Below are 18,928 nucleotides of genomic sequence, written 5' to 3' on the forward strand. Positions count from 1 at the left end.
CTCTAAACTTGGATACCGCCTTCTCCCGTGGATACGCTCAAGGTCAGAGACGCCAAAGACGTCGAAGAGGTGGTGCGCGCGGCAATTGCCAACGAGCAGCCGCTCGAGATTGTCGGCCATGGCGGTAAGCGCAGCATCGGGCACGCGATGGCGACCAATGCCGTGCTCGACGTCTCCGCGCTGAATGCGGTCACATCCTACGAGCCGAACGAATTGATCGTCACACTCCAGGCCGGTGCGCCGCTGGCGGACGTGCTGTCGCTGATCGACGCCAAGAACCAGCAATTCGCTTTTGAGCCTGTCAACACCGCGCCGCTGCTCGGCACCCCCGTCTCAGGAACCATCGGCGGCATGATCGCGGCAGGGCTTGCGGGCCCACGCCGGATCAAGGCGGGCGGGGCGCGCGATCATCTCCTCGGGGCGCATGCCGTCTCCGGCTTCGGCGACAGTTTTAAAACCGGCGGCAGGGTGGTGAAAAACGTCACCGGCTATGACCTCTGCAAGCTCCTCGCGGGCTCCTGGGGCACGCTGTCCGTCATGACCGAAGTGACGCTGAAGGTGATGCCGAAGCCGGAAGCGGAGCGGACGCTGCTGCTCCGCGGCCTCGACGATGCTGCCGCGAACAAGGCGATGACCGTGGCCCTCGGCTCCCCCTACGACGTCTCCGGTGCCGCGCATCTGCCGAAATCGGCGCTGCGGACCAGGACTGACGAGCTCGGCGATATTGCCGGCCAGGGCGAGGCGGTGACCGCGCTGCGGCTCGAGGGCATCACGGCCTCCGCCACTCACCGGGCCGGATCGTTGCGCGAACTGCTGGCGCCCTTCGGCGCGGCGACCCTGATCGAGGATGCCGCCTCGTCAGTGCTATGGGCCGCCATCCGCGATGTGCTGCCGTTTGCTGCCAGCGGCGCGCTCGGCGCCTGGCCGGTGTGGCGGATCGTCTGCCCGCCGGCCTCGGGGGCGCTGCTCGGCACGCAATTGGCGCGCGAGACCGGAGGCGATGTGATCTATGACTGGGGCGGCGGGCTGATCTGGGCGGCGCTGCCGCCAAAGGCCGACGCGCATGCCCCCTCCGTGCGCCAGCGTGTTGATGCAGTCGGCGGGCATGCCACGCTGATCCGGGCGGTTGAGGACGTCAGGCGCAGCGTCGACGTGTTCCATCCGCAGGCGCCCGGCGTCGCCGCGTTGAGCGAACGGGTCCGCGCCAGCTTCGATCCGAAGTCGATTCTGAACCGGGGACGCCTAAGGCGGGCTACGGCATGAAGACCGAATTCTCACTCGTCCAGCTTGCTGACCCCGACATCGCGGAAGCCGACAAGATCCTGCGCGCCTGCGTCCATTGCGGCTTCTGCACCGCGACCTGTCCGACCTACGTCCTGCTTGGCGACGAACTCGATAGCCCGCGCGGCCGCATCTATCTGATCAAGGAGATGCTTGAGAAGGACCAGGCGCCGACGCCAGAGGTGGTCAAGCATGTCGATCGCTGTCTGTCGTGCCTGGCTTGTATGACGACCTGCCCGTCCGGGGTGAACTACATGCATCTCGTCGACCAGGCCCGGGTGCGGATCGAGCAGCGCTATCAGCGCCCGCTCGCCGAGCGGCTGTTGCGCCGCCTGCTGGCCTTCGTCCTGCCGGACCCGCGATGGTTTCGCATCAGCATGCGGCTGGCACAGCTGGCCCGGCCTCTTGCCGTATTCCTGCCGACCCCGCGGCCTTCGGCCACGCCAGGCCTGGTCCAGCGTCTCAAGGCGATGCTGGCGTTGGCTCCCGGCCGGCTGCCGGCGCCGGGTGCTCCTCCTGGCAGCGTGTTCGCGGCGCTCGGCAAGAAGCGCGGCCGGGTCGCGCTGCTCCAGGGCTGTGCCCAGCAGGTGCTGGCGCCGCGCATCAACCAGGCTGCCATCAGCCTTCTCACCCGCCATGGCATCGAGGTCGTCCTGGTCAAGGACGAGCAATGCTGCGGCGCGCTCACCCATCACCTCGGAGACGACGAGGATGCGCTGGCGCGCGCCCGCGCCAATGTCGCGGCGTGGCACAGGGAGGCCGCGGGCGAGGGCCTCGATGCCATCCTGGTGACGACGTCCGGCTGCGGCACCGTCATCAAGGACTATGGCTATCTGCTGCGCGAGGACGCCGTGTTCGCAGCGGATGCGGCAAAGGTGTCCGCGCTTGCGAAAGACATCACCGAATATGTCGCCGGTCTCAGCCTCGCGCCGAGCACGCAACGCGACAACATCGTCGTCGCCTATCACTCCGCATGTTCGTTGCAGCACGGGCAGAAAATCACGGGGCTTCCGAAAGAATTGCTTTCCAAGAATGGATTCGTGGTGAAAGATGTGCCGGAGAGCCATTTGTGTTGCGGCTCGGCGGGGACCTACAACATTCTCCAGCCCGAGCTTGCGGGCAGGTTGCGCGATCGCAAGGTCGCCAACATCGCAAGCGTCAAGCCGGACATGATTGCCGCGGGCAATATCGGCTGCATGGTGCAGATTGCCGGTGGCACGTCAGTTCCGGTCGTACACACGATTGAGCTTCTCGATTGGGCTACGGGCGGGGCGCGGCCGGCATTGAATGCGTCGAGCTGAACCTTCGTCCCGAGGTGACGGCTGAAGGCGCCCGATCGACCAGTGTTCGGCGGCAACAGGAGGACCACGATGGCGAAAGCGAGCAAGAAGAAAAGCAAGAAGGCCAAGAAGGCCAAAAAGGCCAAGAAGGCCAAGAAGGTTGTAGCGGCGAAGAAGGCGACGAAGAAGAAGGCGGCCAAGAAGTCTGCCAAGAAGGCCGCGAAGAAATCGGCCAAGAAGGCAGCACCGAAGAAGACAGCGAAGAAGGCCGCTGCCAAGAAGGCGGCGCCGAAGAAGGCCGCCAAGACGACCGCAACGAAAGCGGCACCGAAGAAGGCGAAGGCAGCTCCCGCGCCGAAGCCGGCGGCCCCGGTAGCCGCGCCGGCCCCCGAGCCTGCCGCTGAGACAAGCTGGGCGATGCCTTCGTCTTCTGCGGAATCAACGCCGGCCGAAGGGCAGGGTTAGGCCGAAGGCCAGGCCCACCGGACCAGGCGCCTCGGGTGACGGGTCGACAGCAGGAAGGCCGCAGCGGCGACGCTGCGGCCTTTTTTGCCGCCACCGTCAGAGGCTGCCGGAGGTTGCCCGTTTTTGAGTCACCTGATTCGTGGCGTGCGGGCCACGGAGCCGGGGCCTCCGTAGTAGTCCGGCCACCGCTGTGCACTTTGGCGTGAAAATAATGTGATCGAGAAGCAACACCGGCGGACAACCTTTCGTGGAATCGCCAGAACGCCTAAAAAGTCGGCAGATGCTTGTGTTTTTTGCTTCTCGCTTTGCGTTCCACCATCCAGATTGCCCCCGTTATGAAATTTGCAATCAGGTCGGGTGCCCCGGGGGGCTTCCGGAGCTCGACCGGGGTTTAGAACTTGGTGATGGGGATCGAAATGAAGAAAGTGACTTTGTTGGCAACGGCGCTGGCAATGGTGACCGGGTCGGCTTTCGCGGCGGACATGCCTGTGAAGGCCCTGAAGGCTCCTCCGGCGCCTGCGTTCGATCCCTGGGATATCGCCTTCGGCGGCGCGATCATGAGCGACTACATCTTCCGTGGCGTGACCCAGTCCAACCACCAGCCTTCGGTCGCCGCCTATTTCGAGCCGCGCTACAACGTCACCAAGGACCTGCAGCTGTACGCTGGCGTGTCGGCCGAGAGCATCTCCTTCGCCAACCGCGCTGCGGCTGAAGTCGACGTCTATGGCGGTATCCGCCCGACCTTCGGCGCCTTCGCCTTCGATGTCGGCATCTGGGGCTATCTGTATCCCGGTGGAAGCTGCGCCGACAACGTCGCTCCCGGCGGCATTCCCGGCGGCAACGTTTGTCCCGTCAGCACCACGACCATCTTCCTTGCCGACGGCAACGTCATGAAGAAGGACGTCAGCTTCTTCGAAGTCTACGGCAAGATGAACTACACCATCAACGACAACTGGGCCGTCGGCGTGAACGAGTACTACTCGCCGAACTTCCTGAACTCGGGTGCCTGGGGCAACTACGCGTCGTTGACCGCGAAGTGGACCGCGCCGAGCACGGTGTTCGGCGCCTCGGGCGTCGGCATGTATGTGTCGGGTGAGTTCGGCCGTCAGTGGTTCGGCACCTCGGATGCCTTCTACGGCACCGGTCCGCTCACCGTCTTCGCCAACGGTATCCCCTACAAGGACTACAACACCTGGAACGTCGGCGTCGGCTTCACCTACAAGGTGTTCACGCTGGACCTGCGTTACTCCGGCACCGACCTGAACAAGGGTGATTGCAACGCCTTCACCAGCGCCTTCAACGCCACCGGCACCACCAACGTCACCCCGATCAACCCGGGCGGCGCTGGCTCCAACTGGTGCGGGTCGGCGGGTATCGCCAAGCTGTCCTTCGACCTGACGGCGATGACCAATCTGAAGTAAGCTTTATCCCGAGACTGACTAACAAGGGGCGGCAGAGCAATCTGCCGCCCTTTTGCTTTGGGGAGGCTGAAATTCACAGTGCAGAAGGCGAGCGGGCGGGTTGCTGCAAGCTCCGTCATTGCGAGCGCAGCTGAGCTCGGGCTCGCGCCCTCAGCGCGCCGTGCTCGGCTCCGGTTCGGCGGGGGCACCGTCCTTGCCCAGCACGTGGATCGGGCCGTCCTTCACCATCGCCACCTTGCGGGTGTGGAAGGCATCGAGCGTCGAGCGATGGCCGATCGAGACGATGGTGGCCTGCGGCAGCTTCTCCGCCAGCAGCCGGTAGAGGCGGGCCTCCGACGGTTCGTCGAGCGAGGCGGTGGCCTCGTCCAGGAACAGATAGTCCGGCGCATGCAGCAGCGCGCGGGCGAGCCCCAGCCGCTGCTGCTCGCCGAGCGACAGCATCCGGTTCCAGTGCCCGTCTTCGCCGAGCCGATCGGCGAGGTCGGGCAGGCCGACCGATACCACCGCATCGCGGATCTGGGCTGCCTGGAACGCGCCGGGCGCGGCCGGATAGATCACGGCATCGCCGAGCGCGCCGACCGGGAAATAGGGGCGCTGCGGCAGCATCATCAGCTTCGCCTTGGCGGGGATGACGATGCTGCCGGTGCCGAACGGCCAGATGCCGGCAATCGCCCGGAACAGCGTCGACTTGCCGGCGCCCGACGGCCCGGTCACAAGCACGCGCTCCGGCGTCTGGATCGCGAAGCCGTCGGCTGCGACCAGCGGCGTGCCGTTGGGAAGATACACGCAGAGCTTCTCGAGGCCGATATTGCGGCTGCCGCCGGCCGCCCTGAGTTCGATCGTGGCCTCATGCGCCGGCAGGTTCGCTGCCGAATTGACCGACATCTCGAAGCCGTCGAGACGGGCGACGATCGAACGCCATTCCGCCAGCGACCGATAGGCCGTGACGAAGAACGACAGGGCACCTTGCACGCTCGAAAACGCCGATGCCGTCTGCATCATGTCGCCGAGCTGGATCTTCTTGGCAAAGAAGGCCGGTGCGACCAGCACGTAGGGAAAGATCACGGCGGCCTGTTGATAGCTCGCCGTGAACATCGTGAGGCGCTTGGTGCGGCTCATGATCGCGTACCAATTGCCGATCACGAAGCCGAAGCGGTCCAGCAGGCGACCGCGCTCGGCGCCTTCGCCCTTCAGCAGTGCGATCTGCTCGGAGTTTTCGCGGACGCGAACGAGATTGAAGCGGAAGTCAGCCTCGAAGCGCTGCTGCTCGAAATTGAGGTTGACCAGCGGTGCGCCGATCCAGTGCGTCAGGGCGGTGCCGAAGATCGCGTAGATCAAGGCACCCCAGCACAGATAGCCTGGGATCATGTAGTCGCTGCCGAACAAATGCAGCGGCGCGGCGTTGGAGAGACCCCAGAGGATGATGACGAAGGAGAACAGCGTCACGATCGATGAGAGCAGGCCGAGGCCGATGGTCAGGGTTTGCTCGACGAAGTTCTTGACGTCTTCGGTGATGCGCTGGTCGGGGTTGTCGGCGGCATCGCCCTTGAGCTGCATGCGATAGTGCGTGGCGCCGCTCAGCCATTCGCCGAGATAATGCCGGGTCAGCCATTGCCGCCAGCGGATCTGCAGCCATTGGTTCAGATAGAGCTTGTAGACGGCGAGCGCGATATAGACCGAGGCGAGGCCGACGAAGATCCAGATCTGCGTGATGAAGGCATCCCAGTCGCTGGCCTGGAGCGCACTGTAGAACCGGTTCTGCCACTGGTTCACCAGCACGTCGATGGCGACGAGTGCCAGCTCCATGGCGACGACTGCCGCAAGCAGGCCGCGACCGGCCCATTTGTCCTCCGATCGGAAATAGGGGATGGCGATTCGCCAGACGATCGCGAGCGTGGCGCGGATGTTGTTCACAGAGCGAGATCTCCTGAGGGATATTCACAGCGGCCCCGAAGCCAAGCGGCTCGGCCGTAGCGGAAAAGCGGCGCACTTAGACTAAAGTCGCAAGGCCTGCAATTTGCGTTGGCGAGCCGCAGCTTGCAACCCTAGCATGGGCATAACGGCGTGGGGTGGGGGCCTCCAGATTTTCGCGACCTTGTGAGCAGGCGGGAACCGCTGCTGATCCGAGGAATTCGCGTCCAACTCGGGGGTTATCGCTTCCAGCGTCAAGCAGGTCCGGCCGCCCACGCGGGTCACCTGCCGTACACATGCGTGGGGGAGGAAGACCATGTGGAATCAAATCTATGATCCGTTGCACAGTCCCGTGCTGTCGACGATCGCGGCGGCGGTACCCGTCGTCACGCTGCTGGTGCTGATCGCGAGCGGGCGCGTTCAGGCTCACATCGCGGCCATCATCGCCGTGATCGTGACCAACCTGATCACGATCTTCGTGTTCACCATGCCGGCGAACATGTCGATCCGCGCCTCGATCCTCGGCATCGTGACCGGCTTCTTCCCGATCGGCTGGATCGTTCTCAACGTCATCTTCCTCTACCAGGTGACGGTGACCACCGGTCGCTTCGAGCTGCTCAAGCGCGCGGTCGGCGGCGTCACCGAGGACCGGCGGCTGCAATTGCTGCTGATCGCATTTTCGTTTGGCGCGTTCTTCGAGGGCGCCTCGGGCTTCGGTACGCCGGTGGCAATCACCGGCGCCGTGCTGATCGGCCTCGGCTTCTCGCCACTTGCGGCCTCCGGCCTCTCGCTGATCGCCAACACCGCGCCAGTCGCCTTCGGCGCGCTGGGCACCCCGATCCAGGGCCTCGCCTCGGTCACCGGGCTTGACCCCTACATCCTCGGCGCGATGGTCGGACGGCAATTGCCGCTGTTCTCGCTGATCGTGCCGTTCTGGGTGGTGTGGGCGTTCGCGGGCTGGAGAGGCATGAAGGACGTCTGGCCGGCGATCCTCGTCACCGGCGTCTCGTTCGCGGTCCCGCAATTCGTGATCTCGAACTTCGTCAATCCCTGGATCGTCGACATCGGCGCCTCGCTGATCTCGATGGGCGCGCTGATTCTGTTCCTGAGGGTCTGGCGACCGAAGCAGCTCTGGCTGTCGCCGGCACTGCGCGGACATGATGAATCGGCCGCGACGATGGCGACGGCCAAGCCGCTCGACAAGACGCCGCTCACCGAGAGCGAGCTGTTCAGCGCACTGCTGCCGTGGATCATCGTCTGCGTCGTGATGCTGATCTGGGGCAACGGAGCCTTCAAGACCTGGGCGAACGGGATCTTCGTCTGGAATTATCCGGTTCCCGAGCTGCACCAGATGATCAACAAGATGCCGCCGGTCGCGCCTGCGCCGACCAAGGAAGCGGCGGTGTTCGGCTTCACCTACCTGTCCTTCACCGGCACCGGCATGTTGATCGCGGCGATCATCTCCGGCATCCTGATGGGTGTCGGTCCTGTCAGGCTGCTGGTCGAATACGGACGCACCATCAGGCTGTGCGCGATCTCGTTGATCACGATCTCGGCGATGCTCGCGATCGGCACCTTGACGCGGCTGTCCGGCGTCGACGCGACGCTGGGTCTCGCCTTTGCCGCGACCGGCGTGCTCTATCCCTTCTTCGGCACGCTGCTCGGCTGGTTGGGCGTGGCGCTGACGGGATCGGATACGTCGTCGAACATCCTGTTCGGCAACCTCCAGAAGATCACCTCGCAGCAGCTCGGCCTCTCGCCGATCCTGATGGCGGCGGCGAACTCGTCCGGCGGCGTGATGGGCAAGATGATCGACGCGCAATCGATCGTCGTCGCCTCCACCGCAACCAACTGGTACGGCCACGAAGGCACCATCCTGCGCTTCGTGTTCTGGCACTCGATCGTGCTGGCCTGCCTCGTCGGCGTGTTCGTGACCCTGCAAGCCTATGTCTATCCGTTCACGGAGCTCGTCCTGAAGTAGCAGCGAGGCCCCGCTTCGAGGCAAAATCCCCGCGGGATCGTCCCGCGGGGATTTTTGCGTCGAGCGCCGACGAACCTTCTCAAGGGCTTTGCCGTCTTATAGAAGACCGGCAAATCGGCGTGGTCGAGAGGTCTTATGGTGTTGTTGAAGCGGATAATGTGTGGTGCGGCTGCGTTGCTTGTGATGTCCGTCGGCGCACATTCGGAAGAGGGCTTTCCCTTCGGCGCCGAGATGACGCTGGAGGCCGTGCCGCAGCCCGGCTCGAAGCGGATTCCGAACATCGAGATCGGCGACAATGGCGAGGTCGTGCTCGAGCTCTGGTGCAAGGGCGGCAAGGGTCAGTTCTCGGTGGCCGGCAACACCGTGATCTTCGTCCCCGGCCAGATCCAGGATCGTTCCTGTCCGCCGGCCAAGGTTCAGGCCGATGACGAACTCATCGCCGCGCTCGCCGCGGTCGAAACCTGGAAACGTCAGGGCGACATGCTCACGCTGATCGGCCCGAAGACGCTGCGGTTTCGCGAGAACGGGAATTGACCGTTACGTCATTTTAGGGCGCGCGAAGCGCGAACCCCGGAATGCATTGATCAACGGAACAGGTGGCGTGATGGATTCCGGGTTCGACGCTAGCGCGTCGCCCCGGAATGACTTCGTCACTTCCACACCGACTTGTCTGCGTCCCAGCGCTGGCCTTTCAGCTCCTTGGCGAGCGCTTCGATCGAGCCGTTGTCGTCGGGCTGGTCGCCTTCCTCATCGGCCGTCGCTTCATCCGAGAGGTTGAGCTTGGCGCCGCTGCTTTCGTCTGATGTCGTGGTCGAGGGGCTGCCGATCCAGACGATCAGCTTGTCCGATGTCCCCGGCTTGTCGGCGGAGACAAGGGTTGAGACCTCGATCGTGTCGGTGAGCTCGAGCGTCGGGAAGTCCTGATTCGGCCGCTTGAACACCAGCTTGAGCTTGCCGGTGGCGGCGTTGAAGCTCTGCGAGACCGGCTTGGCCGCAAGCGTCTTGCTCAGCACGCCGGCGATTGCGCCTGCGAGCTTGTCGCGGTTGATCTTGTCGCCGTCGCGCCAGTCGGCGGCGCCAATGCGGATGGTGCGATCCATTTCCACCAGTCCCGCGGTCCAGCCGGCGGCGGTGACGCCCGGCATCGTCTTGAATTTTGCCAGCAGCGCGGCCGCACGCTCCGGATCGGCCGACATGTTGATGGTCTGCTCGCCGGCGCGCAGCGCGTCACAGCCGACCGTCAGGCTTGCCAGCGTCACCTCGACATCCTGGCCCTTGAGGCTCTTCAGGAAGTCGGTCGCGGCATCGAGCTTGACCTTGACCGCGATTGCCTCCGGCGAGACTTCGGTAAAGTCCTTCGGCTGGGGCGTAATGCCGTCGTCGGTGGTCTGGTTGTCCAGAAACTCCTTCTCGCTGAGATCGGAATTGTCCGGCGAGGTCACTTCGGTCACGGCCTGGCCGATGCCGATCTGGCCGCGGAACTCAAAGGTGTCGCCGGTGGGCTTGCGCGTGAGCTTGACCGTGACGGGCGCCTTGGCGCCGAGGCTCGTGGTCGTGCCGGTCAAGGTCTGGCCGGAGACCTGGAGATTGACGACGAAGCGGTCCTTGCGATCGGAATTTTTCGCCACGGGATAGCAAACGTCGAGCACGGCCGCGGTGACCGTCTTGCCCTGCCGCGTCTCCTTCAGGATGACGTCGGCGTTGCCGTCCATCAGCCCGTCGATCGAGGTGAAATAGCGCGTCTCGGTGCCGCCGGGCGCCGCGGCCTTCGGCGACAGCTTCATCTGGGCTGATACGAGTCCCGGAGACATGACGAGCAGGCTCGCCAACAGAGCCGTCGGAAAAAGCGCGCGCATTGACGAAATCCTCAAATCAGAATCGGCGCGCCACCGTAATGGGTTTTGTCAGCCGGTTGAAGCGCAGGCCAGTGTGGGCAAAAAAGAAGGCCGCCCGGAGGCGGCCTTCGCAATCGTGTCCGCGGGAAGGATGGGCTTTAGAAACCGCCCATGCCGCCGCCGGCCGGCATGGCGGGCGCGGCTTCCTTCTTCGGCGTCTCGGCGACCATGGCTTCGGTGGTCACCAGCAGGCCGGCCACGGAGGAGGCGTCCTGCAAGGCGGTGCGCACCACCTTGGCGGGATCGATGATGCCTTTCTCGATCATGTCGACATAGTCCTCGGTCTGGGCGTCGAAGCCGAAGGTCTCGGATTTGTTCTCCAGGATCTTGCCGACCACGATCGAGCCCTCGACGCCGGCATTCTCCGAGATCTGGCGGATCGGAGCTTCCAGCGCCTTCAGCACGATATTGATGCCGGCCTGCACGTCGGCATTGGCGTTGGTGAGACGGCCGACCGCCTTCTTGGCGCGCAGCAAGGTCACGCCGCCGCCGGGGACGATGCCTTCCTGCACCGCGGCGCGGGTGGCGTTGAGCGCGTCCTCGACGCGGTCCTTCTTCTCCTTGACCTCGATCTCGGTGGCGCCGCCGACGCGGATCACCGCGACGCCGCCGGCGAGCTTGGCCAGGCGCTCCTGCAGCTTCTCACGGTCGTAGTCCGAGGTGGTCTCCTCGATCTGGGCCTTGATCTGGCCGACGCGGGCCTCGATGTCCGGCTTCTTGCCGGCGCCCTTGACGATCGTGGTGTTCTCCTTGTCGATCACGACCTTGCCGGCGCGGCCGAGCATCTTCACCGTGACGTTCTCGAGCTTCATGCCGAGGTCCTCGGAGATCAGCTGGCCACCGGTGAGGATGGCGAGGTCTTCCAGCATGGCCTTGCGGCGGTCACCGAAGCCGGGCGCCTTGACGGCGGCGACCTTGAGGCCGCCACGCAGGCGGTTGACGACCAGGGTCGCCAGCGCCTCGCCCTCGACGTCCTCGGCGATGATGACGAGCGGCTTGCCCGACTGCACCACGGCTTCGAGCACCGGCAGCATGGCCTGCAGGCCGGAGAGCTTCTTCTCGTGCAGGAGGATGTAGGCGTCCTCGAGCTCGGCGGTCATCTTCTCGGGGTTGGTGACGAAGTACGGGCTGAGATAGCCGCGATCGAACTTCATGCCCTCGACGATGTCGACTTCGGTGTCGAGCGACTTGTTTTCCTCGACGGTGATGACGCCCTCGTTGCCGACCTTCTGCATCGCCTGCGCGATCATCTTGCCGATGGCCGAATCGCCGTTGGCCGAGATGGTGCCGACCTGGGCGACCTCGGAGGAGGCGGCGACGGGCTTGGCGCGCTTCTCGATGTCCTTGACGACGGCATGGACCGCGGTGTCGATGCCGCGCTTGAGGTCCATCGGATTCATGCCGGCGGCAACCGCCTTGGCGCCTTCGCGCACGATGGCCTGGGCCAGCACGGTCGCGGTGGTGGTGCCGTCGCCGGCGAGGTCGTTGGTCTTGGAGGCGACCTCTCGCACCATCTGGGCGCCCATGTTCTCGAACTTGTCCTCGAGTTCGATCTCCTTGGCGACGGTGACGCCGTCCTTGGTGATGCGGGGCGCACCGAAGCTCTTCTCGATGACGACGTTGCGGCCCTTCGGGCCGAGCGTCACCTTGACGGCGTTGGCGAGAATGTCGACGCCGCGCAGCATGCGATCGCGCGCGTCTCCGGAAAACTTGACGTCCTTGGCAGCCATTGTCTGCAATCCTTCTTAATCCGTGATGTGTCTGTCGCTCTCCGTTCGTCATTGCCCGGCTTGACCCGCCTGCGCGGCCGAAGCCGCTTCGGCGTGGCGTAGGCCCGGCAATCCATCTCACTGCGAAGAAGGATGGATGCCCGGATCATCTAGCGCGAAGACGCGCTTCGCGCTTCTGCCCGGACATGACGATGAGATATTCAGCGGCCGTTCAGACGGATGGCTCTAGGCCATCACGCCCATGATGTCCGACTCCTTCATGATCAGCAGCTCTTCGTTGTCGATCTTGACCTCGGTGCCCGACCACTTGCCGAACAGCACGCGGTCGCCGACCTTGAGGTCGATCGGGATCAGCTTGCCCGCCTCGTCCCGGCCGCCGGGCCCGACGGCGACGACTTCGCCCTGGGACGGCTTTTCCTTGGCGGTGTCGGGGATAATGATGCCGCCCTTGGTCTTTTCCTCGGCGTCGATACGTTTGACCACGACACGGTCATGCAGCGGACGAAATTTGGACTTAGCCATGACGTTTCCCTTTGGAGGCTCGCTTTTCGATAAGCAGCGGAAGTGAGTGGGGGCGGCGCTGCCGTTCTCCCTCTTGCCGAGGGCGAGCGGCGCGCTTAGCAATCGGTCTTTCCGAGTGCTAATAGGGCGCAGGGGATATGGCTTGGCTGTGATCCTGTCAAGCAAAGGTGGTTAAGCGATTGGTGAGGCGGATATAGGATGGTGGCACTGGAAGCTCGTTCGGGGCAGAGGCGTATCTTAGGACGTCATTGCCCTGGCTGCGGTTTTGCGCTTGGCTGCGGGAGGGATGCGGCCATGGTCTTGTTCGGGGGAATGCCATGATCAGTTCAGCTCACGCGCGCACGTTTGCCAATCTGGCGGCGGCCTCTGGCCTGGCGCTGCTGCTGGGGGCCTGCGGCGGCGGCATGAGCCTGCCGTCCTTCTCGTCCCAGCCGGCGCCCGAGGCCGAGCCCGGCGTCGCGCCGGAAATGCCGGCCTCGATCCGCGCCGACGAGATCGTCGGCCGCTGGGGCCTTGCCTCGTTCCAGAACCCGGCCGACCGCGCCCGCACCGAGGCGGCCGCGCGGGCCCAGTGCAAGAACCCCTACGTCATCGGCGCCGGCTCCTCCGGCGGGGTGATCATGCATCTGGCCGACCAGGCCACGCCGCAGGAACTGCGGCTGAAGGGCTCGCCGAGCGGCAAGAACTATATCGGCCCATCCGGCCCGACGCCGGGCGAGCAGGACCGCGAGATCGTCTCCTTCGACGGCCGCGTCATGATCACCCGCTTCGTCGACAAGGACGCCGCCACGCGCTACGGCAACATGGTCTACGTCCGCTGCGCGCCGCGGGCGTAATTTCTCTCCGTCATTCCGGGGCGGTCCGCAGGACCGAACCCGGAATCTCGAGATTCCGGGTTCACGCCTCGCGTGCCCCGGAATGACAGTTTGAGGGAAATGAAGACAACAAAAAACGCCGGCCCTCGGGCCGGCGTTTTGTTTTCTCTCTGTCGCGTCGCGCTCAGTCGAACAGCGCGTCGATGTCGTCCTGCGAGGCGTGGCCGACGTCGCCGGCGAGTTTCGGGCCGTTGAGCAGCTTTTCGTCTTCGCTGCGGTTGTCGACATGGACCGGCACGTGGGACTTGATGGCGTCGACGCCACCCCAGATCTCCATCATCGCGTTGATGTGCTGCTCGATGAACTTCATCGTGCTCATGACCTTGCTGATGCGCTGGCCGGTCAGATCCTGGAAGTTGCAGGCCTCGAAGATCGAGATGACGCGTTCCTGGATGTCGTCGGCGAGCCGCTTCTGCTGATCGATCGAGTCCACCTTGGACATCGCGCTCGCCGCCTGGTCGATCGACTCCGCGGCTTCGAGGATCTGCTGGGTCGCCTGTTCGGTGCCGCCGACCACCGCGCCGAGTTCGCCGTTGACCTTGGCCATCTCGCCGCCGTCGAAGCTCTTGCCGTGCAAGGTCGCGATCTCGCGCTTGGTGCGGTCGATGGCATCGTGGATGAGGTCGAGCTCGACTTTCAGCTTTTCGCACTGCTCGATCTGGGCGCGGTAGGTCTCCAGCAGCGCGCGCGTTTCGGCAACTTCGTGCGCCACGACGGTGTCGCTCTGCGGCTGCGCGGCGTGGCCGCCTCGCGCCATCTGGGCGCGGATCGCGCGCAACTCCGCCATGATTTCGCTATGCATCGGGCCTGCCTCTTCAGTCATGTCCAGAATCGGCATCTCGCCACCGGCGATATCCTCGACACGAAAACGCTTGCGGTGAACAGCCATCAGGATACTCCCCCCACCTCACTCACGCGTCTTTGTAGACAGAAGCGATTTAACACGAGGTTCACGTCCGGAACTGTTGTGCAGCCGCGCGCGACGGCACGCAAACGCGCGATTAACCATGAGGCTTTGCCTTTCATCGAAAATAAACGCTGATCGGGAAATTGCAGCGTTGCTCGCGACGTGGTGAATCGAAACGCCTGTTCTGTTTACCAAACGAAACCGAGTTTGCTCTTTATTGACCACGTCGAGGACGCGATCAGCCAGCGCGTTCGGCGGCGAATGCAACTAGACGAAACAGTACAGAGTACGTCGATGTTCAAGAAAATGTCTGTCGCGCTGCTCGGCAGCGCATGCGCCTTCATTGTCGGCGCTACCAGCGCCAGCGCTTTCGACAATAGCGCGCCGAACGATCCGCCCGCGGTGCTCTACCGGCCGCGTGTCGCCCCGGCGCCGGTGCGCGTCGCCTCCAACGCCAATATGGGCGGCGGCTTCATCGAGTTCCTGTTCGGCGACGGGCCCGGCCGCGGGCCGGCCTATGCGCCGGAGCAGCCGATCTATCAACAGCAGCCCGCCTACAATGATCCGCGTCGCCTGCCGCCGGTCGGCGAGCCGCAGATGCAAGGCGGATATCAACAAGGCGGTTATCAGCAAGGCGCAAGCTACCAGCAGGAAGCGATCGATCCGCGGCAGCGTCCGTTCGATCCGAAATTCGAGAAACAGCTGGTCGACTATAGCGGCAAGGAAAGCGCCGGCACCATCGTGGTCGATTCCAACAACAAGTTCCTTTACCTCGTCGAGGGCAACGGCCGGGCGCTGCGCTACGGCATCGGCGTCGGACGCGAGGGCTTCACCTGGACCGGCGTGAAATCGATCACCGCCAAGCGCGAATGGCCGGACTGGACGCCGCCGGCGGAAATGCTCGCCCGCCGTCCGGATCTGCCCAGGCACATGGAAGGCGGCCCGGAAAATCCGCTCGGCGCCCGCGCGATGTATCTCGGCTCCACGCTCTATCGCATCCACGGCTCCAACGAACCCTGGACCATCGGCACCAACGTCTCCTCCGGCTGCATCCGCATGCGCAACGAGGACGTCATCGACCTCTATGGCCGCGTCAATGTCGGCACCAAGGTCGTGGTGATGTGAAGCGTCATGCGCTCGATGGGGCGATCAATCCGCGTGCCGCGTCGGCGCGAAATGCGGCAGCGAAGCGGACACTGCCGCCGCCGGACGCCTGCCTGAATGGTCTATATCCGGTGCCTCGACACGAGACGAGGGACAGCGGACCGGCGACGAGGAGTCGATGAAGCCGAATGCGGTGCGCGAGCCGAGAGGTTCAGCCGCCGCCGCAGCGACAGCTCTGCCTTCCTGAGGCGCTCGTGCAGTCCCTCCAACTCGTGCAATTCGGTGATGAGATGTGTTGCGACGTCGCTCAGGGTCGCAATGCGCTGCTGAAGTGGACTCATTCTTAAAACCCCCGACTGTGCCAAGAGAGGCAGCCACGGCGTGTGGCATAAGCAACGTGTTCTTCCAGTTGAACACCCCTGTCCAAATTTGGAAATCCGGGAGTCTACGGCAGCGTGTGTCGAAGGAGGTTTTCGCTCTGCAGCACTAGTCATATTATATCGAACGGCCCTCTTGGCATGTGGTGCAGAGCAGCGCGCGTTGAGCTGTTCTTGAAAAGAAATCGGCCGCCCGGAGGCGGCCGTTCCACACCTGTCGGCCGAATGGCCTACGCGTAATCGCTGCCGCCGTCGTCGCCGCCGCCGAAGTCGCTGTCGTCGGCCGTGTCCACATTGTCGTTGTCGTTGTTGTCATAGCCCGGATCGTCGTTATCCCGATCGTTCGAGGCCTGGTCGAAGAAGCCTTGTTGAGAATCTTGCCGCGAATCCCGGCTCGATCCGATGTCATCGAGGCCGGCATCGCGCGCGAGCGAGCCGCCGGACTGATCGCCGCTGCCGCCCCATGGGCTGCCGCCACGCTCCTCGATGATGGTGGTGTCACCAAAGGCCTGATGCGATCCGCCGCCCATCATGCCGCGAATGCTCGAGAGCAGCAGCGAGCCGCCGACCACGCCGGCCGCGGCTGCCGCCGCCGTGCCCAGGAACGAGCCGCCGCCGCCGATCGGCGGCGCGCCGTAGCTCTGTCCATATCCCTGGCCTTGTCCGTAGGCCTGACCATAAGGCGGCTGGCCATAGCCGGGCTGACCCTGCTGCATCGCCTGACCGCTGTTCCAGACCGGCCGGGAGTCACGCGGCGGCACGTTCGGAACCGAGCCGCGCGATTGGCTCGTGCCAAACAGCGTGTCGCGCATGGTGTCGAGAAAACCGCCGGACTGCGGCTGCGCGGGCGCTTGGGCCGCTTCCAGCTCCTGGATGCGATGATGGGCGCGCTTGAGCGCTTCGTCCTGCAGCAGCGTGGTCTGCACCAGCGCATAGACGGCGCCGGGCGCCTTGCGCAGGCCCTCGGAGATCGCGGCGACCGCGTCGGGATCGCGCGGTGCATTTTCCAGCTTTGAAAGCCGGTCGAAAAGGTCGTCGACGAGCTGGCGTTCCTGCGGCGTCATGATCTGTCTCCTTCGCGCGAAACAAGCGCAAGCGGGATGTAGGGTTCCAATGTGGCCCCAACAGTGCCGGTCGGATTAAATTTCGGTATGCGACAGACTGCCTGCCCGGCTTGTCTCTGCCGGTTTCATCCCAATGTCACGTTGCTCGTTGCGAGCAGCTGCGCGAAGGCGTCGCTGGCGAGATAGCCATGCTCGCGCTCCCTGACGTCGGTCATCGGATCGAGGCCGGTGAGAACCTCGTCGACAAAGCCGGGATGGCACATCACGAGGCCGCCTTCGGGCAGGCCCTCGAGGAATCGCCGCATCAGCTCGCCGAAATCGGCCGCGCGGGTGAAATCATAGGCGCCGGCAAAGGCGGGATTGAATGCAAGGCCGGCGCGGCCCGCACGGCGGCGGAATTGTGCACTGAGCAGATCGAGCACCAGGGCTTTCGGAGAGGCCAGCCGCTGCGCCAGCGGCAAATCGCGCCCGCCCTGGCGCACCCAGGCCTTTGGCGCGATCTCGCTGACTGCCTCGACAAAGCCGTCGCGCACCTGCGGAAACAGCTGCACGTGCTGATGCCCGTCGACGAAGTCGGGCGCGCGGCCAAAGGCTTCCGCGAACGCCAGAAGCTGCGCTCTCACTTCGTTGCGGAAGAACTCGCTGTCGAGCCGGCGCATCAGCCCGGCGCGCAGCAGCTTTGGAAAAGCCATGAACATGTCGCCGTCGAGCGGGCGGAAATGCATGGTGAGCGGCCGGAACGGCGCCGAGAGCGTCACGTGCAGTCCGATCGCGCAGCGCGCGCTTGCTTTCGCGGCGGCAGAAAGCGCCGCAACCTCGCTCTGATCGATGGCGGGGCCCACCATCATCACCGAGGTGGCGTTGAGGCGGCCCCGCGCCATCAGGTCGCGAATGGCACGGTTGACGCCAGGGCTGATGCCGTAATCGTCGGCGCAGAGCCAGACATGCCGCAGGCGCGCGGCCGTGCTCATTCGGCCGCGGTCCTGTTGGATGCGTCCTGACCTGAAGTTTCCTGACTTGAAGTGCCCTGACTTGAAGTGCCCTGGGCCTTGCCGGCCTCGAAATGCTTCTCGCTGTGCTCGGCGACGAAGTAGATCGGACGCGCCTTCAGCTCGGAGAGGATCTTGCCGATATATTCACCGACGATGCCGATCATGATCAGCTGCACGCCGCCGATCGTCATCAGGCCGACCACGAGCGAGGGATAGCCCGGCACCTGCTTGCCCGTCGTGAACACCTCCCAGAGGATCGAGAGGCCGAACAGGAAGGCGACGCCGGCAAGCGCGACGCCGAGCAGGCTGGCAAAGCGCAACGGCGCCACCGAGAACGAGGTCAGGCCCTCGATCGACAGGCCGAGCAGGCGTGCAGCGTTGAAGGTGGTGACGCCATGGGCGCGCGCCGCAGGCTCGTAATCGACGCGAATCTGGCGGAAGCCGATCCAGCTGGCCAGCCCCTTGAAGAAGCGGTTGCGCTCCGGCAGTTGCCGAAGCGCGGTGACCGCGCGTGGCGACAGCAGGCGGAAGTCGCCGGCGTCCTCCGGAATCTTCTGGCGCGCGCCCCAATTGATCAGCGCGTAGAAGCCGTGCACGGCGAGGCGGCGCAGGAACGGCTCGTTGTCGCGATGCGCCTTGGCGGTATAGACGACGTCATAGCCGTCATCGATCCAGTGCCGCACCAATTGCTCGATCAGATCAGGCGGATGCTGTCCGTCGCCGTCCATGAACATGACGGCGCCGAGCCGGGCATGGTCGAGGCCGGCCATCAGCGCCGCCTCCTTGCCGAAATTGCGCGACAGCGACACCACCTGGACGTCGATCGCGTCGGCCGGCAGCGTGCGTGCGATCGACAGCGTGCTGTCCTTGCTGCCGTCGTCGACATAGACGACCTCGCAGGACAGGCGGTAGCGTTGCCGCAAGGTCTTGGCGAGATCGCAGATACGCTGGTGCAGGGCGGCAAGGCCCGCCGCCTCGTTATAGACGGGGACGACAATCGACAGCCCCTTCGCGGCGGCATTCACTGCGGTGGTCGTCAGGGCGGAAACGTCAGAGCCCAGCGTCATCGATCAAGGTTCCAGAGCGCGTTCAAGGTCATCGGGGCAGCATATGGTAGCTGCAG

Annotated in this window: 16 protein-coding genes; 8 read left to right on the forward strand and 8 right to left on the reverse strand. The window is 64.6% G+C overall.

The genetic code is table 11. The features are described 5' to 3' along the window. Positions 1 to 27: 27 nt before the first annotated feature. From ACNJX9_RS07850 to ACNJX9_RS07865, 4 genes are all read left to right on the forward strand, one after another. Complete coding sequence (locus ACNJX9_RS07850) at positions 28 to 1,263, forward strand: FAD-binding protein (protein WP_057741822.1); 1,236 nt, start codon at positions 28 to 30, stop codon at positions 1,261 to 1,263. Then, complete coding sequence (glcF, locus tag ACNJX9_RS07855) at positions 1,260 to 2,582, forward strand: glycolate oxidase subunit GlcF (RefSeq protein ID WP_439408359.1); 1,323 nt, start codon at positions 1,260 to 1,262, stop codon at positions 2,580 to 2,582. The genes ACNJX9_RS07850 and glcF overlap by 4 nt, the downstream gene beginning before the upstream one ends. Positions 2,583 to 2,651: 69 nt before the next feature. Further along, complete coding sequence (locus ACNJX9_RS07860; RefSeq protein ID WP_439408360.1) at positions 2,652 to 3,026, forward strand: histone; 375 nt, start codon at positions 2,652 to 2,654, stop codon at positions 3,024 to 3,026. A 416-nt stretch (positions 3,027 to 3,442) separates the two neighbouring features. Next, entirely contained in the window at positions 3,443 to 4,447 is a 1,005-nt protein-coding gene (locus ACNJX9_RS07865) for a TorF family putative porin (protein ID WP_439408361.1), read from the forward strand. Between the two features lie 150 nt (positions 4,448 to 4,597). Here ACNJX9_RS07865 and ACNJX9_RS07870 read toward each other — a convergent pair whose 3' ends face one another. Beyond that, complete coding sequence (locus ACNJX9_RS07870; protein ID WP_439408362.1) at positions 4,598 to 6,361, reverse strand: ABC transporter ATP-binding protein/permease; 1,764 nt, start codon at positions 6,359 to 6,361, stop codon at positions 4,598 to 4,600. Positions 6,362 to 6,674: 313 nt separating this feature from the next. Here ACNJX9_RS07870 and ACNJX9_RS07875 point away from each other — a divergent pair, with 313 nt between their 5' ends. Then, positions 6,675 to 8,339: an L-lactate permease gene (locus ACNJX9_RS07875; RefSeq protein ID WP_271600718.1), complete on the forward strand. Its 1,665-nt coding sequence runs from the start codon at positions 6,675 to 6,677 to the stop codon at positions 8,337 to 8,339. Positions 8,340 to 8,474: 135 nt separating this feature from the next. After that, entirely contained in the window at positions 8,475 to 8,873 is a 399-nt protein-coding gene (locus ACNJX9_RS07880) for an META domain-containing protein (RefSeq protein WP_439408363.1), read from the forward strand. A gap of 116 nt (positions 8,874 to 8,989) precedes the next feature. On the opposite strand, the gene ACNJX9_RS07885 is transcribed toward ACNJX9_RS07880, so the two are convergent. From ACNJX9_RS07885 to ACNJX9_RS07895, 3 genes are all read right to left on the reverse strand, one after another. After that, positions 8,990 to 10,195 (reverse strand): hypothetical protein, encoded by a 1,206-nt coding sequence (locus ACNJX9_RS07885; protein WP_439408364.1) that lies wholly within the window; start codon positions 10,193 to 10,195, stop codon positions 8,990 to 8,992. A gap of 137 nt (positions 10,196 to 10,332) precedes the next feature. Then, a complete protein-coding gene (groL, locus tag ACNJX9_RS07890) occupies positions 10,333 to 11,964 on the reverse strand; it encodes a chaperonin GroEL (protein ID WP_057741796.1) in 1,632 nt (543 codons plus the stop codon). 225 nt (positions 11,965 to 12,189) lie between these two features. Next, positions 12,190 to 12,486, reverse strand: a complete 297-nt coding sequence (locus ACNJX9_RS07895; RefSeq protein WP_014491914.1) for a co-chaperone GroES — start codon at positions 12,484 to 12,486, stop codon at positions 12,190 to 12,192. 317 nt (positions 12,487 to 12,803) lie between these two features. Here ACNJX9_RS07895 and ACNJX9_RS07900 point away from each other — a divergent pair, with 317 nt between their 5' ends. Further along, positions 12,804 to 13,322 (forward strand): hypothetical protein, encoded by a 519-nt coding sequence (locus ACNJX9_RS07900; RefSeq protein ID WP_057741793.1) that lies wholly within the window; start codon positions 12,804 to 12,806, stop codon positions 13,320 to 13,322. 163 nt (positions 13,323 to 13,485) lie between these two features. Here the strand turns inward: ACNJX9_RS07900 and ACNJX9_RS07905 are convergent, their stop codons facing one another. Further along, the gene (locus tag ACNJX9_RS07905) at positions 13,486 to 14,250 is read right to left on the reverse strand and encodes a protein phosphatase CheZ (RefSeq protein WP_057741789.1); all 765 of its coding nucleotides are present in this window, start codon (positions 14,248 to 14,250) and stop codon (positions 13,486 to 13,488) included. Between the two features lie 312 nt (positions 14,251 to 14,562). Here ACNJX9_RS07905 and ACNJX9_RS07910 point away from each other — a divergent pair, with 312 nt between their 5' ends. Beyond that, positions 14,563 to 15,393 (forward strand): L,D-transpeptidase, encoded by an 831-nt coding sequence (locus ACNJX9_RS07910; RefSeq protein WP_439408365.1) that lies wholly within the window; start codon positions 14,563 to 14,565, stop codon positions 15,391 to 15,393. Positions 15,394 to 15,979: 586 nt separating this feature from the next. Here the strand turns inward: ACNJX9_RS07910 and ACNJX9_RS07915 are convergent. The 3 genes from ACNJX9_RS07915 to ACNJX9_RS07925 all read right to left on the reverse strand — a co-directional run bounded on the left by ACNJX9_RS07915 (position 15,980) and on the right by ACNJX9_RS07925 (position 18,872). Beyond that, positions 15,980 to 16,813 (reverse strand): DUF2076 domain-containing protein, encoded by an 834-nt coding sequence (locus ACNJX9_RS07915; protein ID WP_439408366.1) that lies wholly within the window; start codon positions 16,811 to 16,813, stop codon positions 15,980 to 15,982. A 125-nt stretch (positions 16,814 to 16,938) separates the two neighbouring features. Next, entirely contained in the window at positions 16,939 to 17,784 is an 846-nt protein-coding gene (locus ACNJX9_RS07920; protein ID WP_439408367.1) for a ChbG/HpnK family deacetylase, read from the reverse strand. After that, the gene (locus tag ACNJX9_RS07925; RefSeq protein WP_439408368.1) at positions 17,781 to 18,872 is read right to left on the reverse strand and encodes a glycosyltransferase family 2 protein; all 1,092 of its coding nucleotides are present in this window, start codon (positions 18,870 to 18,872) and stop codon (positions 17,781 to 17,783) included. Before ACNJX9_RS07925 ends, ACNJX9_RS07920 begins: the two co-directional genes overlap by 4 nt. Positions 18,873 to 18,928: the final 56 nt, after the last annotated feature.

Origin of the sequence: Bradyrhizobium sp. BLXBL-03 (assembly GCF_051853015.1) — a bacterium.
Lineage (GTDB): Bacteria > Pseudomonadota > Alphaproteobacteria > Rhizobiales > Xanthobacteraceae > Bradyrhizobium > Bradyrhizobium manausense.

What these genes read in the sequence shown, in the direction of transcription:
- glcF (WP_439408359.1), top strand. Translation starts at nt 1,260, where the DNA reads ATGAAGACCGAATTCTCACTCGTCCAGCTTGCTGACCCCGACATCGCG.
- ACNJX9_RS07860 (WP_439408360.1), top strand. Translation starts at nt 2,652, where the DNA reads ATGGCGAAAGCGAGCAAGAAGAAAAGCAAGAAGGCCAAGAAGGCCAAA.
- ACNJX9_RS07865 (WP_439408361.1), top strand. Translation starts at nt 3,443, where the DNA reads ATGAAGAAAGTGACTTTGTTGGCAACGGCGCTGGCAATGGTGACCGGG.
- ACNJX9_RS07875 (WP_271600718.1), top strand. Translation starts at nt 6,675, where the DNA reads ATGTGGAATCAAATCTATGATCCGTTGCACAGTCCCGTGCTGTCGACG.
- ACNJX9_RS07880 (WP_439408363.1), top strand. Translation starts at nt 8,475, where the DNA reads ATGGTGTTGTTGAAGCGGATAATGTGTGGTGCGGCTGCGTTGCTTGTG.
- ACNJX9_RS07885 (WP_439408364.1), bottom strand. Translation starts at nt 10,195, where the DNA reads ATGCGCGCGCTTTTTCCGACGGCTCTGTTGGCGAGCCTGCTCGTCATG.
- groL (WP_057741796.1), bottom strand. Translation starts at nt 11,964, where the DNA reads ATGGCTGCCAAGGACGTCAAGTTTTCCGGAGACGCGCGCGATCGCATG.
- ACNJX9_RS07895 (WP_014491914.1), bottom strand. Translation starts at nt 12,486, where the DNA reads ATGGCTAAGTCCAAATTTCGTCCGCTGCATGACCGTGTCGTGGTCAAA.
- ACNJX9_RS07900 (WP_057741793.1), top strand. Translation starts at nt 12,804, where the DNA reads ATGATCAGTTCAGCTCACGCGCGCACGTTTGCCAATCTGGCGGCGGCC.
- ACNJX9_RS07905 (WP_057741789.1), bottom strand. Translation starts at nt 14,250, where the DNA reads ATGGCTGTTCACCGCAAGCGTTTTCGTGTCGAGGATATCGCCGGTGGC.
- ACNJX9_RS07910 (WP_439408365.1), top strand. Translation starts at nt 14,563, where the DNA reads ATGTTCAAGAAAATGTCTGTCGCGCTGCTCGGCAGCGCATGCGCCTTC.
- ACNJX9_RS07915 (WP_439408366.1), bottom strand. Translation starts at nt 16,813, where the DNA reads ATGACGCCGCAGGAACGCCAGCTCGTCGACGACCTTTTCGACCGGCTT.
- ACNJX9_RS07920 (WP_439408367.1), bottom strand. Translation starts at nt 17,784, where the DNA reads ATGAGCACGGCCGCGCGCCTGCGGCATGTCTGGCTCTGCGCCGACGAT.
- ACNJX9_RS07925 (WP_439408368.1), bottom strand. Translation starts at nt 18,872, where the DNA reads ATGACGCTGGGCTCTGACGTTTCCGCCCTGACGACCACCGCAGTGAAT.